The sequence below is a fragment of the Microbacterium capsulatum genome, from assembly GCF_030865425.1.
Classification (GTDB): Bacteria; Actinomycetota; Actinomycetes; order Actinomycetales; family Microbacteriaceae; genus Microbacterium; species Microbacterium capsulatum.
Genome location: NZ_JAVFCB010000004.1, coordinates 322986 through 336970, shown reverse-complemented (window position 1 = coordinate 336970; position 13985 = coordinate 322986). Strand labels below are relative to the sequence as shown.

13 protein-coding genes are annotated in these 13985 nt (G+C 59.7%); 7 read left to right on the top strand and 6 right to left on the bottom strand.

Translation table 11 applies throughout. The features are described 5' to 3' along the window. Positions 1-10: 10 nt before the first annotated feature. A complete protein-coding gene (locus RBR11_RS09085; RefSeq protein ID WP_308489005.1) occupies positions 11-481 on the bottom strand; it encodes a hypothetical protein in 471 nt (156 codons plus the stop codon). Then, positions 471-1328: an HAD domain-containing protein gene (locus RBR11_RS09080; protein WP_308489004.1), complete on the bottom strand. Its 858-nt coding sequence runs from the start codon at positions 1326-1328 to the stop codon at positions 471-473. Before RBR11_RS09080 ends, RBR11_RS09085 begins: the two co-directional genes overlap by 11 nt. A 90-nt stretch (positions 1329-1418) precedes the next feature. Here RBR11_RS09080 and RBR11_RS09075 point away from each other — a divergent pair, with 90 nt between their 5' ends. From RBR11_RS09075 to RBR11_RS09060, 4 genes are all read left to right on the top strand, one after another. Further along, complete coding sequence (locus RBR11_RS09075; protein ID WP_308489003.1) at positions 1419-3623, top strand: FtsK/SpoIIIE domain-containing protein; 2205 nt, start codon at positions 1419-1421, stop codon at positions 3621-3623. A 467-nt stretch (positions 3624-4090) separates the two neighbouring features. Further along, the gene (locus RBR11_RS09070) at positions 4091-5044 is read left to right on the top strand and encodes a hypothetical protein (protein WP_308489002.1); all 954 of its coding nucleotides are present in this window, start codon (positions 4091-4093) and stop codon (positions 5042-5044) included. Between the two features lie 8 nt (positions 5045-5052). Then, positions 5053-5886 carry a hypothetical protein gene (locus tag RBR11_RS09065; RefSeq protein ID WP_308489001.1) on the top strand — a complete coding sequence of 278 codons (834 nt, stop codon included), beginning with the start codon at positions 5053-5055 and terminating at the stop codon, positions 5884-5886. An 11-nt stretch (positions 5887-5897) separates the two neighbouring features. Continuing rightward, a complete protein-coding gene (locus tag RBR11_RS09060) occupies positions 5898-7010 on the top strand; it encodes a hypothetical protein (protein ID WP_308489000.1) in 1113 nt (370 codons plus the stop codon). A 63-nt stretch (positions 7011-7073) separates the two neighbouring features. On the opposite strand, the gene RBR11_RS09055 is transcribed toward RBR11_RS09060, so the two are convergent. After that, positions 7074-7403 (bottom strand): histone-like nucleoid-structuring protein Lsr2, encoded by a 330-nt coding sequence (locus tag RBR11_RS09055; protein ID WP_308488999.1) that lies wholly within the window; start codon positions 7401-7403, stop codon positions 7074-7076. Between the two features lie 174 nt (positions 7404-7577). On the opposite strand from RBR11_RS09055, the gene RBR11_RS09050 reads away from it, so the two are divergent. Beyond that, the gene (locus RBR11_RS09050) at positions 7578-8153 is read left to right on the top strand and encodes a hypothetical protein (RefSeq protein WP_308488998.1); all 576 of its coding nucleotides are present in this window, start codon (positions 7578-7580) and stop codon (positions 8151-8153) included. A 93-nt stretch (positions 8154-8246) separates the two neighbouring features. Here the strand turns inward: RBR11_RS09050 and RBR11_RS09045 are convergent, their stop codons facing one another. Further along, positions 8247-8849: a hypothetical protein gene (locus RBR11_RS09045; protein ID WP_308488997.1), complete on the bottom strand. Its 603-nt coding sequence runs from the start codon at positions 8847-8849 to the stop codon at positions 8247-8249. Between the two features lie 494 nt (positions 8850-9343). Between RBR11_RS09045 and RBR11_RS09040 the strand changes: the two genes are divergently transcribed. Next, positions 9344-10519, top strand: coding sequence for a hypothetical protein (locus tag RBR11_RS09040; protein WP_308488996.1), 1176 nt, complete (start codon positions 9344-9346; stop codon positions 10517-10519). 149 nt (positions 10520-10668) lie between these two features. On the opposite strand, the gene RBR11_RS09035 is transcribed toward RBR11_RS09040, so the two are convergent. After that, the gene (locus RBR11_RS09035) at positions 10669-11142 is read right to left on the bottom strand and encodes a hypothetical protein (RefSeq protein ID WP_308488995.1); all 474 of its coding nucleotides are present in this window, start codon (positions 11140-11142) and stop codon (positions 10669-10671) included. Between the two features lie 143 nt (positions 11143-11285). Further along, positions 11286-11780: a hypothetical protein gene (locus RBR11_RS09030; RefSeq protein ID WP_308488994.1), complete on the bottom strand. Its 495-nt coding sequence runs from the start codon at positions 11778-11780 to the stop codon at positions 11286-11288. Between the two features lie 728 nt (positions 11781-12508). Between RBR11_RS09030 and RBR11_RS09025 the strand changes: the two genes are divergently transcribed. Further along, positions 12509-13945: a hypothetical protein gene (locus RBR11_RS09025; RefSeq protein ID WP_308488993.1), complete on the top strand. Its 1437-nt coding sequence runs from the start codon at positions 12509-12511 to the stop codon at positions 13943-13945. The last annotated feature ends 40 nt before the right edge of the window (positions 13946-13985 follow it).

Sequence of the window (13985 nt, the reverse complement as noted above, 5' to 3'; positions counted from 1 at the left end):
CGCAGTCCCTCTACGCCTTTGCCTGAGGGTTGAACACTCGCGGCGCATACCGATAGTGGAGAGACGACTCTGGAACGCCAACCAGCGCCGCCGCCTGCGCCCAAGTCATGCGAGAGTTGCGTGGAGGCATGACCAGCATGCTCAGTTCCCTGACGACGAACTCCTCGACGATGCCCCGCAACGCGTAGGCCACTTCGAATCGGTGACCAGGGTCGATAGCGCCGTACCCATTGATGATGCCACGCACGATCTCCGTGGCGACGGACATGCCCGGCTCGCGCCCGGCGTACGCGTACTGAGTGAGTGCTTCCTTGGTGAGATCGGCCGCGACCTGCGCGATGGACCTCTGCTTGTTGTTCTGCATGGTTCGAGCATCGAGACCGAAATGTCGCTCAATTTGGCTGTCCGGAATCCCGGATGGGACGTCTACAAAGCCCCAGTTCTCGTTATGCCAGAGCGTGTCATCATCGTCACTCTCCATCGCCCAAACCTCCCCGTCGTGGGGTGACCACCTGAATCTCACCAGGCTTCCCTGACAACGGACGAAACTCAATGGCCAGTCCGCTCTCCGCCCAGAGTTGCGCCGCATACTCGAACTGCCACGGATCGAGGCGCACACCGTTGCGTCTACCGTAGCTCTCGTCAGTCTTGGGCTTCACCTCAGCGCGCTGCGCTATTTCGGCCAGCTCTTCAAGGAAAGCCTTACGCATCAGAGCGCCGCGATTATCGAACATGGTCGGCATCCGGCGTGAATAGTTATGTCTTGGCTTCACGCGATCACTCCATCGCCAAGACTCGGCGTTCACCAGGTGTGCGATCAGATCAGCTTCGTCTGCGCCACCGAGATAGGCAACCACGGCCTCGAGGTATAGCGGCGTAAGACCGGTGAGGAAGTCGGGCTCCAGCGTGAGCATGTCGGACAGCGCTGCGAGCTGCTCGTCGGCGCTCGCCTCGTCGTCATCTAGCCACACGACTCGCTCTCGGTTTGCCCGGAGGAGTTCGATCTTCAGGGAGCGGCGCTTACCTCCATGACGATCGTCCGTGACGGGCAGAGTCCGAAAGTCCACGTCGAGAGATCGATTGAGCTGTGCGACCTGATGACGTGACCACCACGAGAGCCAAACGACTTCGGTGTCATCGCGCTGATTGAGCTGGGCGAGCTGATCGACCACTCCTCGATGGATGTGCACCCGAGGTCCGCTCAAGCCTCCAATGCGCTCGATCACGTCATCGTCCCACCCAGGCTCTGGACTTGGGGATGCTTCGGAGCGCAGGCGATTCACCGTTCCGTCGATATCAACAACGACCAGATTGGGCTTGACGGGCATTCGTGATCCTTCCGTACGAGTCGCTAGTACGAGAGTTTCGCAGGCACCGAGAAGATGTCAAAGCTTTGACTGAATACTCGTATCGCGTATATGTCGCAATCTCTTGTGATGCCGCCTTCTATCTTCGAAATAGAGAACTTCGAACTGGATGAGGCAAAGGGGCAAGATGTGGGACTGGGCAGATTTGTAGGAAGAATCGCCAAGCGCGAAATGGTCCGTGCAGGCGAACGGGCTATCGACAAGTACGTCATCGGGAACGCTCGACCGAGGAAATCATTACGCAGCGCCCAGCCGCATGAGCGTATAGATGATATTCGGCCCGATGTCCACCCGATTGGTGTCTGGCTACGGGCGGTCGTGGTTGCTCTAGGGGGTTTTGGCGTCTGGATTCTTCAGGACATCGCTATGTCCGCATCACCCGGATGGATCATCGCGGTGGTCGTTTCCCTTCTGGCGTTCCATCGCGCGGTGTTCAAGTGGAGACTCATCGGTCGCCGGGCCGCCTACACGCACGGGTTCTTCTACCCAACGAATCAACTCTTCCGAGATGCGATCGGCTGGTTTGGGCCGTCTCGTGTCACGGTCATCGCTCTAGTTGGGCTGGTGCTGCTCGAACTGCTGACTCAGCTGGCCGGCCCTTCGTCGTTCTTCGCCGTCCTCGCGTTTGCCGCCTTTGTGATTGCTCTCGTCGGCGCTGTGGTGTCGGCAATCATGCTCGGGAACGCTTACGCCAAAGATGAGCGGGATCAGTACGAGCTGCTGTGGGCGTATCAGGTGAAGCGGATCGAGGACCTCCCCCGTGATGGCGAGAGCAGCCTTCCGCTGAAGGTTGCGCATCTGGCCGAGACTTTCACCGGTTCCGACCTAGCAAATCTCCAGCAGTACGCCGCGTCGCTGGGATACACGATCACGGACTACGACCTCGTCGGCCGCGTGCGTACTGCGCAACTCACCCCGGTCAGCCCAATCGAGATGAAGATCTACGAGGATGCGGCCAGGAACCTTGGCAAGCCTGCGCACGACTTCACATTCAGGATCATCTGGGTGGAGAATGATGAGCCTGACCGTAACGTATATCCACAACGCATCGAGACCCTGATCATCGATCGAGCGCCCATTGCTGGCCTCACTCCCGAAAAGCGTGAGGCCTTCCTGCTCGCACTCCGTGACTCTCTTCCCAAGGGGTCGAACGGCTGGAAGATCATCGACAAGCAGGACGATCCGGTCAAGGTGCTTCAGTATGGCAAGCCGATCGCGTTGCCTACCTTGGTGCCGATGCGCGACCTGCTGATGAACATCGACCGTAGGGAGTGGAACCGAATCAACATTGGCCTCGATCATCGAGGAGACCCGCAAGGCATTGACCTCAAGGATGGTCCTCACTCGCTCGTCGTCGGCCCGACTGGATCCGGCAAGACCATCGTGTTGCGAATGATCGCAGTTCAAGCGCTGGCGAGGGGCCATGAAGTCATCGTCATCGACCCTCTGAAGGCTGCCGTTGACTTCGCGCGGCTCCGAGATCGGCTCAAGCAGTGTGCAATCACCGAGATTGATGCCGGGAAACAAATCAAGCGCGTCTACGACGAATTTGTCCGTCGTAAGCACGTACTCATCCAGCACGAGCGGGGGTTCTGGGCTGACCTGGATCCAGAAGTGCGCGAGGGTGAGCAGATCCGCCCGCTCACGGTCATCATCGATGAGTTCACCAGTCTCGTGTTGCCCATCGTCCTGGACAAGAACATCGCAAAGACTATCGAGCCGGAAGAGGTTGAGCAGACGGAGCTGATCAACGGGGCGAAAGCAACCCTGCAGTTCTATGTGGCCAAGATCGCGCGCGAGGCCCGGTTCGTGGGGATTCACCTGGCCGTTGCCACACAGCGACCCGATGCCAAGATCATCGACGGCGAGTTCCGGTCTCAGCTCACATCGGGCGTGCTAGCGGTGAAGCCGAAGTCGCCGCCAGAGGGCGCAACGTTGCGCATGGTGTTCCCGAGCGCCGACTCCAGCGCGGCCGCCGGCATCGTGAACGCTCTTGATAACGGCAGCAGGGGTCTAGCGCTCATCGGAGCCGAGGGTGGCGAGGTCCAGGGCATCAAGATCGGCTATGCGCCGGAAGATGACATCCCCGCGCTACTCAATGAGCTCAACATTCCTCCGGGACAGCCGGGATTCCCGGCCTCAGCTCAGGGAACGGAGAACATCGCCATGCCGGAGCTCCAAGCGAGTCTCCCATCTGAAGACGCCAGCAAGGACGTGAGCGACATCTTCGACTCCGACAGATGGAAGAAGGACTGAGCTCGCGGCGGCGACCTGAGAGCCCGAAGTAGATCGACGCGATCTCGTGTCGCGCGAGACAGCGCTTTCTCTCCACGGCGCGTTGAATGCCTCGGGTGCGTACTGACGATCGAATCGAGCGCATATCAAGTCGCAGAAAGCCGACAAGGCGCGTGATCAACTAGACGTAAGAGTTCGAGATAGTCCGCTCGACTACTCCAGAGCTGTCACGGAGCGAACCGCGACTCGACTGCAGCGGTGAGAAGGTCGGCTTCTAGCCTGGCTCGCCTTCTCCGGCTCCGTGACCATCGCCCGACCTAATCCAGCGGGCGATTTGCCGGACTGGTCCCATCAACGCCACATATTCGACCTTTGGTGGCGGGGCCAGTCCGGCATTCCATTCAAAGTCGCGCTCGCGTTCATGATCAAGAAATTCCGCGGAGCACCTAGTCAAATACTAGAAAGAGCTTTTCGAACAAGGGATTGAAATGAAGAGCATCAAAGCACCGGGAATAGCGCTCATAGTTGTCGCGCTCATTACCGTCTGCGCTCCGGCCCACGCTGCGACTCCACGTTTTCCCGACATCCCCGGCGCTCCATCTTGGTACAACACCGCTCCGAGCGCGCCGTACGCAAAGTCTGGAAGCACCTCAACGGATCAACACTCCGCTCAGGATCAGAAGCAGTGGTACGCCTCGGCATGGTGGTACTCCCCCGATGGCAGCGCGCCAGATCCTGCCGAGGGAGACATCACCGTTGAGACGATGAAGCGCGAAAGCTGGGAGCCCGGTAGCACCGACCCAAACCTCGTCACTCTCTCGCTCAACGCAGCCTTCCCGAAGCTGATCGACTCAATCGGCACCAAGTTGACAACGGGCGTAGAGATTCCTCCCGACGCACCGGGCGCTGGGCCCACGCTGACCTTCCCAGGCGACGGCATCATCGTCGCTCAACGTCCTGCTCGCGATTGCCTCGTCACCAACAACATCAAGGATCAGGATCGTTTCAGGGCTGGTATCGCAATGCTCGGAGCGAATCTCCACAAGTACCTCGTAACTCTGACGGTCCAGTTCGGCGCCCGCTCGTGGCAGGACGCATGCGCGAACGCTGTTGCGGCGAAGCCCGCAGAGGAGAAGCCGCCGTCGAAGTCGGTGAAGGACAAGAAGCCCGACGAGATCAAGAAGTCAGCCGCGCCTGGCCCAGCGGCACCCGAGGAGTCAGGCGGTGTGCAGGACGTGCAGGGGCAGGCGCTCGGCGCAATCGCGCTCGTGATCGCGATACTTGTGACCGCACTCGTCGGCATGTTCGTGTGGGGTCGATTCCGGTCCAAGCACAAACCCAAGTACGAGAACGACGGCACACCTATCCGGGCGATTCAGCAATTCTCGGACGAACACACGGCCAAGTCGTCAGATCGTAGCCGTCACGGAGACAGGTGGTGAGGACAGCCATGGCAGAATTCAATCTTTTCCCGAAAATCACGCCAAGCGAGGCATTCGGAAGAGTCCTAGTTGCGAGTCTCCCCGTCGGGGCGATGATCGCCCTAGGAGCGATGCTGATTGAGGGCTCACTGCTTACGTGGTTCTCAACCATGATCGTCATGACCGCGCAGGCGCTTCTCGGCAGTCCATTTCGTGGAGTCCAGATCATGAGGCGCGTTCAGGAGCTTGAAGCAAACCCTTCGCGTTTCGGGGAGTTGCTTGATGCTCTGTCAGCGTTCCTCGCGTCGTATCCAATCCTGCGCTTGATGAACGCGAACTTCCTATTCCTCCTTGCCCGCGCGGTCCTTTTCGGCATCGTCATTGCGACTTTCGAGCAGGGCGTCTCGGGCGTTTTGTTTGGGCCCTCCGGCTTGTTTGGGTCCTCCGGCTTGTCGCCACTCATCACCGGGCTCGTGACCCTGCCACTCGTCTTGTTCCCCACCTACCTCACGCTCAACTATCTACGTGAGAAGCGCACTTCCAGCGCATCACCGGAGGTAGCCGTCCTCTGGGCCGCAATCGAGAAAGCCCGCGGGGCGAGTCTGACTCCAGGGAAACGGGCTGCGCTGGCTGCTTTCGTCTCAGTATCAGGTGCCGTAATCATCCGTGCCACCGCAATCGCGATCTTCCCGTTTATCTTCGCGAGCCTGCCCGGAAAGATCTTCCTCGTCCTGATCGCACTGTGGTTCGTCGTCAATCCTGAGATGCCGCTCTCACTACTGCGAATGCTCGTCACTGCTGCCTCCAGGGCCGAGGCACATCCGAATGATCCTCCGGCCCCCAACGAGAGGGAAGCAAGATGAAGAGTCACTCCGTGCGTCTGGCCACAGCGGTGTTGATCGCCCTCGCCCTGTTACCGCTCGCAGCCTGCACCGATAGTGGCGCTCTGGGAGCAATCCCCAGCGATTCCCCAGGCGCCACTATCGACACGCCATCGCCGACACCCAGCTCCGACACTTGGTTCTCCAATCCGGTCGCCGAGAAGCCGGACTGGGGCGGTATGTACCTGGGCGACCTCAAGATCAACGGCGACCAGTACAGCTATCTAGATGTCGCCGGGGACAAGCCGCGCTACAGGAACGTGGCTGAGGTGCCTTTGGAAGTCGGCAGCCCCGAACCTCGGATCGATCCCGCGAAGCCACTCGTCGTGGAGTTCCAGTCGAAGTGCAGGTCGGAGTGGCTTGAACCCCCGAAGAAGCAGAACGGCAAGGCTGATCGCCCCGCTGTGCCGGAGCTCTTGATGTTCATCGCCAAGTCCGAAGACGCCGTCGACGGAGTCCCGGTGTTCTGCACGACGGACAACCTGAACTACGAAGGCATGGCCAACAGCTGGGCATGGTTCATCGACACGAACTATGGCGATGGCAACTACTTCATCGTCACCACTGTCAAAGGCTCGCGCTGGCGGCAAGTGGTGCCGCTGACGATCTCAACCGGCATCCTGAACAGGCAAGGGGCTGGGCTCGGGAAGAACGGCATCTGGGACGATCCCCGCGCCAACGCTCTTCCAGGGGAGCAAGGAGTGATCGACGCATGGCCGCTCGTCACGAAGTCTGCACCGACAGCCAAAGCTCACTGGTGGGTTGCACCCCAAGAGGAGAACTTCTTCTCGGCGTCAGACATCAAGATCACCGGATCTGGTACGAACAGCGATCCGATCACGGGATCCTTCGCCGTGACGCTATCAGGCGAGCACAGGTCTGCAAGGACGAATACGTGGGTACTCGGCCGTGACAAGGATGCGACTCATGGTCCCGAGCTGAGCTGCGCGTCGGAATCGAACGGCAAGGGATCGAGTCCCGAAACCCATTTCAAGTGCGATATCAGGCCCTTCGTGGATGCCCGCGGAAAGACCGACGCCTACTACCTGATCCTCACAAGCCAACCGGGTGGCGTGCGTCAGGTGATCAAACTTCCGATGAAGTAGCCATCCGAATGTGCGAACGACCGAGGGGGTTGAGTCTTCTCGGGCGTTTGTCGGATCTGAACCTCAGCGCGCCGCCTCGTAGGCTGCGAGGACATCAGCAGGGATGCGGCCCCGGTCGCTCACCTTGTGCCCGTTTTCCTTTGCCCACTCGCGAACCCCCGTGAGGTTCGCGTTCCCACGGCGGGAACGCGGCGTACGGCTCTGAGGCGCGCCGTTCTTCGGGACCCTTCTTGCCACCTCCAGCCATGGGGCGAACACCGCGCGGAGCTTTTCGGCGTTCGCGTCGTTGAGATCGATCTCGTAGTTGCTTCCATCGAGGCCGAAGGTGATCGAGCTAGTCGCCTGCCCACCGTCGATGTCATCAAAGAGTTCCTCGATCGTGCGCTTACCCATGTTGCTCCGATTCTCCAGTACGGCGTTCAGTGCTCCGATTCATCGTAAGTGAAGTTGATACGAACACCGATATACCGACATGATCGGATCGTGATCAATGGTGACCCGACCTCTTGTCGAAGCCGAGCCTCGTTTCCCCGAGCGGCTGCCCTCGCTGGGGCGATGCTTGCGATAATGACTCTGGCAGCCTGCGCTCCTAGCACCGACAATGCAGGTCCTGAGCCCCAGCCGAGGTCGAGCAACACCCCTTTCGGGAGCCCTGCACCAAAGTCGGCAGATCCCGTTGCCAGCGCCAAGGTCGGTGACACTGTCAACGAAGCAGATGCTGCAAAGATCAACGAGTCCTTCCGGAGAGGTAATGATCCCAAGGCATATCATCTTCCATCGGGTGAATGGGTCGTCGTCAAGGGAACCGAACCTCTTCCTCCCAAGGTAACTGAGGCAGTAACGAACGTCATTACTCCGCTGGGTGCAGGAATCGTACAGTCCTCGGAAGTGAATGTGCCGGCTAAGAACGCATACAGAGCGGGAATTGCAGCTCAAGAAGCAGCGACCGGTAAAAGTATCATCGTTGTACTTCACGGCATGAGCTATATAGGTAATGGAGATGCACCGCGCTGGATGGTTGGAGTTCCGTCTCCGGAGAGGTACGAGGGAGAGTCCAAGGAAGAGGCCATTGCCGTTGCACAGAAGTGGGTGGACAGTAGCCCCACCACTCGTGTCATGCTCGTCGTGGACGCTTTGGGGTAACTAGCATCAAGCTCTGTCGAAGCGCTCGGCGAATGCTCAACCACAGGGTCCCTCGTCATGCGCACCGAATCGCATCAGCGTCGCTCCGACGCCCTACCTATGGACAGTCTCGACGAGCTGGGTCTTGGACCTGTCGAGGCGGCCAGACCAGGCAGTTATTTTCTCAACGATCTCTGTGTGATTTTTAGCCGTGTTCGCATCCGTGCAGTCGGAGACCTGCAACTTGGCAGTGCATTTGAGCGCTAGCCACATGCTCTGCTGACCGCTTCGCATTTCCGTCAGCAGGGTCGCGATCTTAGGATCGTCCGTTGCCATCATCGCGGTCAGATAGTAGGACTCGAGAGATGCCTGCTCCTGGCGAGCGGCAGCCCAGAAGGAGTCGGAATCGGCACCTCCGCTGATGGGCGCGGCGCTGGGCGCACCTGTGCCCGCCCAAGCTGAGATCGACCACGCAGTTTCATTGAAGGCGGCCAGTGCCCCGAGGTATGCCCCGTACGTCTCGGCTCGGTGTGTCGCGGTGGCTTGGTCATGGCTCAGCGAGTTTCCGATGAGAACACCAGCCACACCCGTGAACGCTGCGACAAGGGCGGCACCCGCCGCGATCCATGCAGCGATCAGAGTGGCTCGATCTCGCTTGGGCGCAGCCTCACGGGCGCTCCCAATTTTGACTGTCATCCGCTTCTGCTTCAGGCCCACACACGAAAGCTAGCAAGCGCACACCAGCCGCGAGAGAGGGCACGCTCAAGAAAAGATCACTCGTCTCGCGCGCCAGTAAGACTTGAGAAGCCCGCTGGGACGAGCTGAGCGACTTTGACGCTCGCGACGTAGCGAGATCGCTTCTCTCGATATCAGGCGCTCAGAACGCGTTCAAACGCTAGACGCTATTCGCGTACATCCGTCCGGGAATGTCATTTCGGGCCTCGTACGCTTCTAGTAGATCGCGAGAAGAGATCCGATCCGGGCAATAGGGAGGTGCGAAATGGGTGGATCCAAGGCCGAGGGCGGCGCTGCGAAGGGCGTCGGAAAGGGCACCAAGGCGTAAGCATCACGCAAAGCCCCTCCTTTTGGATGATTCACCCATTAGGAGGGGCTTTCGTTTCGCGCGCGTACGTGCTCACAAGATTGCTCTTTTCGCCGTATCAGATAGAAGCGAGAGCGAGAACGTCTCGCTCCGAGGCGAAAGGATCAACATGATGGTCAGAAAGGCAATCGCGGTTGCGGCGAGCTTGCTCGTTATTGTCTCAACACTTTTTGGAGGGACCGCGGGAGCTGTCGCTGGGGAATGGACAGACAGGAACCACGAACACATTCCGGGCACTCCTGAGGGCGTAAGCCTGTGGGCAGAGAACTGCTACGTCCAAGACGTCGAGCCCCAACCTGGCCATTGGAACGGCGAGATCACACACCCTGGTCGCTTCTATGGCTGCAACTTTGCCATTGAGGTTACTTCACAGTACGAACGGGAGCACGGCCCTTACGTTGTTCCCATGAGCCTCCTGGTGGCTACGTCGACCTTCCGGGAACTCGGCGCACCCTACGCCGGTGTCGACCCACCCGAGTGCGAACCGGGTGAGACACCCCATTACGTTGGCATCGCGAGCGCCGGGGAAGCTGGTGCATACGGCGCGGACACGGGGGGCTTCCACGTCAACTTCTTCGACGCGGCCTGCATGGCAACTAACCAGTACCCTCCGGATCCAGAGCCGCCTATCAAGCCGAAGCCCCAGCCCGAGCCGAAGCCAACCACTCCCCCCGCAGTGGTCGCTGAGGTCCCTGTACCCGAGACCTTGCCTTCTGCTCCCATCCCCTCCGAATCACCGATTGCAACGCGTGCCGTACCCGAGCTTGTTCGGACCGGCGTCGGTCCTGACATCGCGATCGTCGGAACTTCAGTCGCCCCGACGATCAAGGCCCCTCTGGCCATGCGTCGTCATGAGTATCGGTGGACCGAACCAGTCGCTCAGCCAACGTCCGAGGTGCCTCCTACGCTGGCGCTCCCCGCTCCTCGAGCTATGCCGTTCTCCGAGGAACTGGAGCCCGCGACCTTCGAGGATCTCTGGGTGATCGACGACCCGGCGAACGGCTACGCCGCGAACGGCCCGCGCTACTTCCTAGCGCACACGCACACGCAGGGCGGCGCAATCGGTAACGCAGTCAACGAGGCCGGCCTCTCCCGTGGTGCTGCCGTGGAGATTGCCAACGTTCGCTACAACGTGACCGCCGTGTCCACCATTGCCAAGCCGGACATCGGCTCGCTTCCAATCTGGCAGTCCAACGACCCTGATGATGCGTTCCTGATCGTGTGCCTCTGGAACAACGGTTCGCTGGCGACACACAACCTCGTCATCGAGATGCATCGAGCCTGATCACTACGCAAGAGAAACGCCCACCCGGCCGTCGAACCCGGGTGGGCGTTTCCTGTTCCGCTCGTTGGCCCATGCAGTTCGACTCTGCATGCCGAGCGGAAGACTCCGTCGTCGCGCCTAATCCATGACCTCCGACGACGGAGCCAATCTCAGAGGCTCTGCCAACCCGGAACGCTGTTGCGCAATCCCTCATCGTCGGTGAGCTGCGTGAGGCATTCGTAGTTGTAGCTCTCGCAAGTCACGGGCAGTCTCACGGTGTCGCTGACCGCGAGCACCGAACCATCCCGGAGCTGCCTTGCAAGGACGTAGTGCGTGCGCCCCGCACTCAATGCATAGGACACCGCAAAGTCGTTCAGCGGCACGACGCCGAGAAGGTTGCGGCCACGATCGTCGCAGCCTGCTCCGAATGTATCGACGAGGTCGGCCGCACAGAACGTGTTCTCAAGCGAGCCAAACCGATCCGGGTATGTACCGTCGCTGGCAACGCCCATCTGCTGGATCTGAGCGAGCTGCACGAGATCATTGGCTACGGCGGCTTGAGCGACGTTTGGGAAGATCGTGGCAGCTGTGATCACTGGAGCTGTTGCGATAATGACGCGAGTTACAAACCCAAAGCTGAACATTTCTGAATACCTTTCGACGGTGACCGGCTATTCGTTCGCTCGATCTAATACGAGAATAAATCGTCTACTCGTGAATGTACAGCTCAACGTACGCGCTCGAAATTCCGCGCCAACTCATCCATCGAAGCCCCTTTCGTTGGCGGCTATTTCGTCGAAGCAGTATCGAGGCCATCCAAGTCGAGGATGCGATATGTCGCATCGATGACTCGGCCGTTGTTGGTTGGGACAAGGGCAAACCACTCGTCGTTTGGGTTCGCACGGATCTTGCTATAGACCGTCGACGGCGAAAGGCCAAGTCGCTGCGCCGCATCAGCAATCGAAAGGCCATGCTTGGCTCGCCGTGGCTTTGCCGCACTCATGAACTTCGCTCGCGCAGCGTCTGGATTCTTGCCCAGAGCGTCGCCGATCTCTGACCATTTGCCACGCTCATCCACCGGAAGCTCCCGGAGCTCATGCACCAGGTCTGCGATCTGCTTCTGTGCGATCCGAATGATGTGGTCGAGTACAGCGAGGCGTCGGAGTGAGAAGGCGCGTGCAAGCTGATCACCAGAGCCAGTCTCTGCAGATGCCACAAGCGCAGAGAGCTTCATCAGCTCAGCACCGAGATCCAAGGGCATCCCCTTCACGTCTTTTCCCAAAGCAGTCTCCTTCCAAGAGAACGTCTACTTTGATTGTGAACGGCCAGAGCACAACAAGAACTGCCGCATCACGCGAGAGCAGTATTGCCAACGCATCCCATCAGCCAAGTCGGTCTCACCCGAACGATCAATCGTCATCCGATGGATGACTGAATGAGGAGGGATAGGTCTTGCCACAAGACCTATCCCGACCCGCTCCCGAGCTACAGCCCGGCCACCAACTGACCCCAGCCCGTCCCTCAACTAGGCAGGCGCTCTGCATCCCCAAAGGCTCAGCCCCGTAAGGCGCCCTGCTGCGCAGTGCCCCTTACTCATATCGGTTCATGCCGTCGCCCGAATGCACATCGGAGTCATGCCGAACAGAAGGACCATCGACGCAGCGACTCATACCCATCCGACGTATTGCCATAACGGCAGAGGCACCGCCCGATCTGATGCCCTACTTTCAGTAGGGCTACATCAGCACGGACTCATAGGCAAGAATCCGCATGGAAGTCATGCCAAGCATCCGAATACCGATTCTAGTGTCCGCATCGTTCGAGGAGCATACTTCCGTCAAGAGCTATGGCCTGCCAGATTGGTCTCTTTTCGTATAGCTACGCGCATCTATCAGTAAATCCTCCTCAGCCCCGTATTTACTGATAGATAGCGATATACGAAAAGAGACCATCATGTCAGATACCTCTTCCGAATTAGCCCTCTCCGAGTTGGACTCTATCCTCGGTCCCGTGCTGGCATATTCCAGCGGCTCAGCCGAACGCCGTGTCCTAGCCCTGCTGACCAAAGGCATCGACCGAGAGGTGCCTCTGCCGTCAGAGGCAATACGCCTATGGATCCTGAGCCGCTGCGTCGATGGGTACATGTTCGGCAGTGTCTCCGATGCAATCGGGGGACGGCATGATCCCAATGAGCATCAGGGCCACTCTCGCAGCAGGCGCTCTCGGGACATCGCCTATGAGATGCGGAGCCTTGCCAACTCAGAGGGCTGGGGTCAGTTGGTGGCAAGCGCTCGGGAGCGGGTCATCAGCTCTTCTGGAGATGGGCGCGACGTTCGCGCTGACTCGGTCGATCTGGCTCGTCGGATTTTGGCTGGCGTGCTGATGGAACTGCCTGGCGATCCTGTTCAGGTCAGGACCAACGTTGGGGCTCGGGCGGCGTTCGCTCTCATCGGGATGGCCATGCTGGACGACGAACGTGGGTGGGACTCGGTGATCATGTCGTTTGCCAGGGTGGGGGCTGAACTCGGAGTGGAGCGGCGAGCTGCATCGAGCTGGGTCAAGGTGCTGGAAGATCGGGGCCTGGTGACACGACCTCGAGCACAAGCCTTCGTCGCTTCCCGATTCCGAGTGCGGAAGCCGAGCGGCAAGAGACTGAAGCGCGCCCAGGAGTGGGACGGCATCGCAGTGGCGTTTGGTGATGACGCCGTGGAACCTGTCGCATTGGTGCTGCGCTCTGTGACGCATCCTGCTTGGACATACAGCGACAAGCTCGGGCTAATGCACTGGGCTTTGCTGCTGGCAACGACTGCGAACGTGGACCCAGCGGTCTTCGGGATCAAACCCAAGGTGCAGAAGCGACTACACGCCGAGCTGAAATCGGAGTACGAAATGGTGCCGGGTGTGGTGGTCCCTTACCTCGGTGAGATCCTTGACCGGTTAGCTGACGACTTCGCGTACGGGACCAAGGACAAGGCGACCGGCGAGCGGATCACTGCGCGGGTCGCAAAGGAACGAGCGATGACGGCATACGCCGAACAGGCGGCGATGAACAAGGCGGCGGCAGAAGCAGCAACCGAGATGAAGAAGGAGGGATACGCGACGGTGACGAAGCTGCTAGAACAGTTCCCGATCCCCCGGACGCCGTTCGAGGGCAAGATCTCCACAAGGGATGGCCGGCAGCGAGAGTCATTGGCCTGGGGCGAAGCACTGCACCGGCTCATTTTGGATGGGAGTCCGAGTGCCGAGTGGCGGCAGATGGTCGCTCGTCCGTTGACGGGACGCCTGGTGAAGGCGAGGTACCCCCGGCCGTTCGCGGAAGCTGTGGTCTCCTACATCATGAGCACCGAAGCAGCGGTCACCCTTGATACGTGGCTGTCCCAGGCGTCCGCTGACGACGATCCTTCCATGCCTTCACGGCAACGGCGGCCAGCCGCACAAAGCGACTGAATAGCAGAGCGCGTGGAGCGGCTTATGCTGTGTGCCCTCC

Excerpts from the sequence above, each read along its gene's own strand:
- RBR11_RS09085 (WP_308489005.1), bottom strand. The coding sequence starts at position 481 with ATGGAGAGTGACGATGATGACACGCTCTGGCATAACGAGAACTGGGGC.
- RBR11_RS09080 (WP_308489004.1), bottom strand. The coding sequence starts at position 1,328 with ATGCCCGTCAAGCCCAATCTGGTCGTTGTTGATATCGACGGAACGGTG.
- RBR11_RS09075 (WP_308489003.1), top strand. The coding sequence starts at position 1,419 with ATGTCGCAATCTCTTGTGATGCCGCCTTCTATCTTCGAAATAGAGAAC.
- RBR11_RS09070 (WP_308489002.1), top strand. The coding sequence starts at position 4,091 with ATGAAGAGCATCAAAGCACCGGGAATAGCGCTCATAGTTGTCGCGCTC.
- RBR11_RS09065 (WP_308489001.1), top strand. The coding sequence starts at position 5,053 with ATGGCAGAATTCAATCTTTTCCCGAAAATCACGCCAAGCGAGGCATTC.
- RBR11_RS09055 (WP_308488999.1), bottom strand. The coding sequence starts at position 7,403 with ATGGGTAAGCGCACGATCGAGGAACTCTTTGATGACATCGACGGTGGG.
- RBR11_RS09050 (WP_308488998.1), top strand. The coding sequence starts at position 7,578 with ATGACTCTGGCAGCCTGCGCTCCTAGCACCGACAATGCAGGTCCTGAG.
- RBR11_RS09040 (WP_308488996.1), top strand. The coding sequence starts at position 9,344 with ATGATGGTCAGAAAGGCAATCGCGGTTGCGGCGAGCTTGCTCGTTATT.
- RBR11_RS09035 (WP_308488995.1), bottom strand. The coding sequence starts at position 11,142 with ATGTTCAGCTTTGGGTTTGTAACTCGCGTCATTATCGCAACAGCTCCA.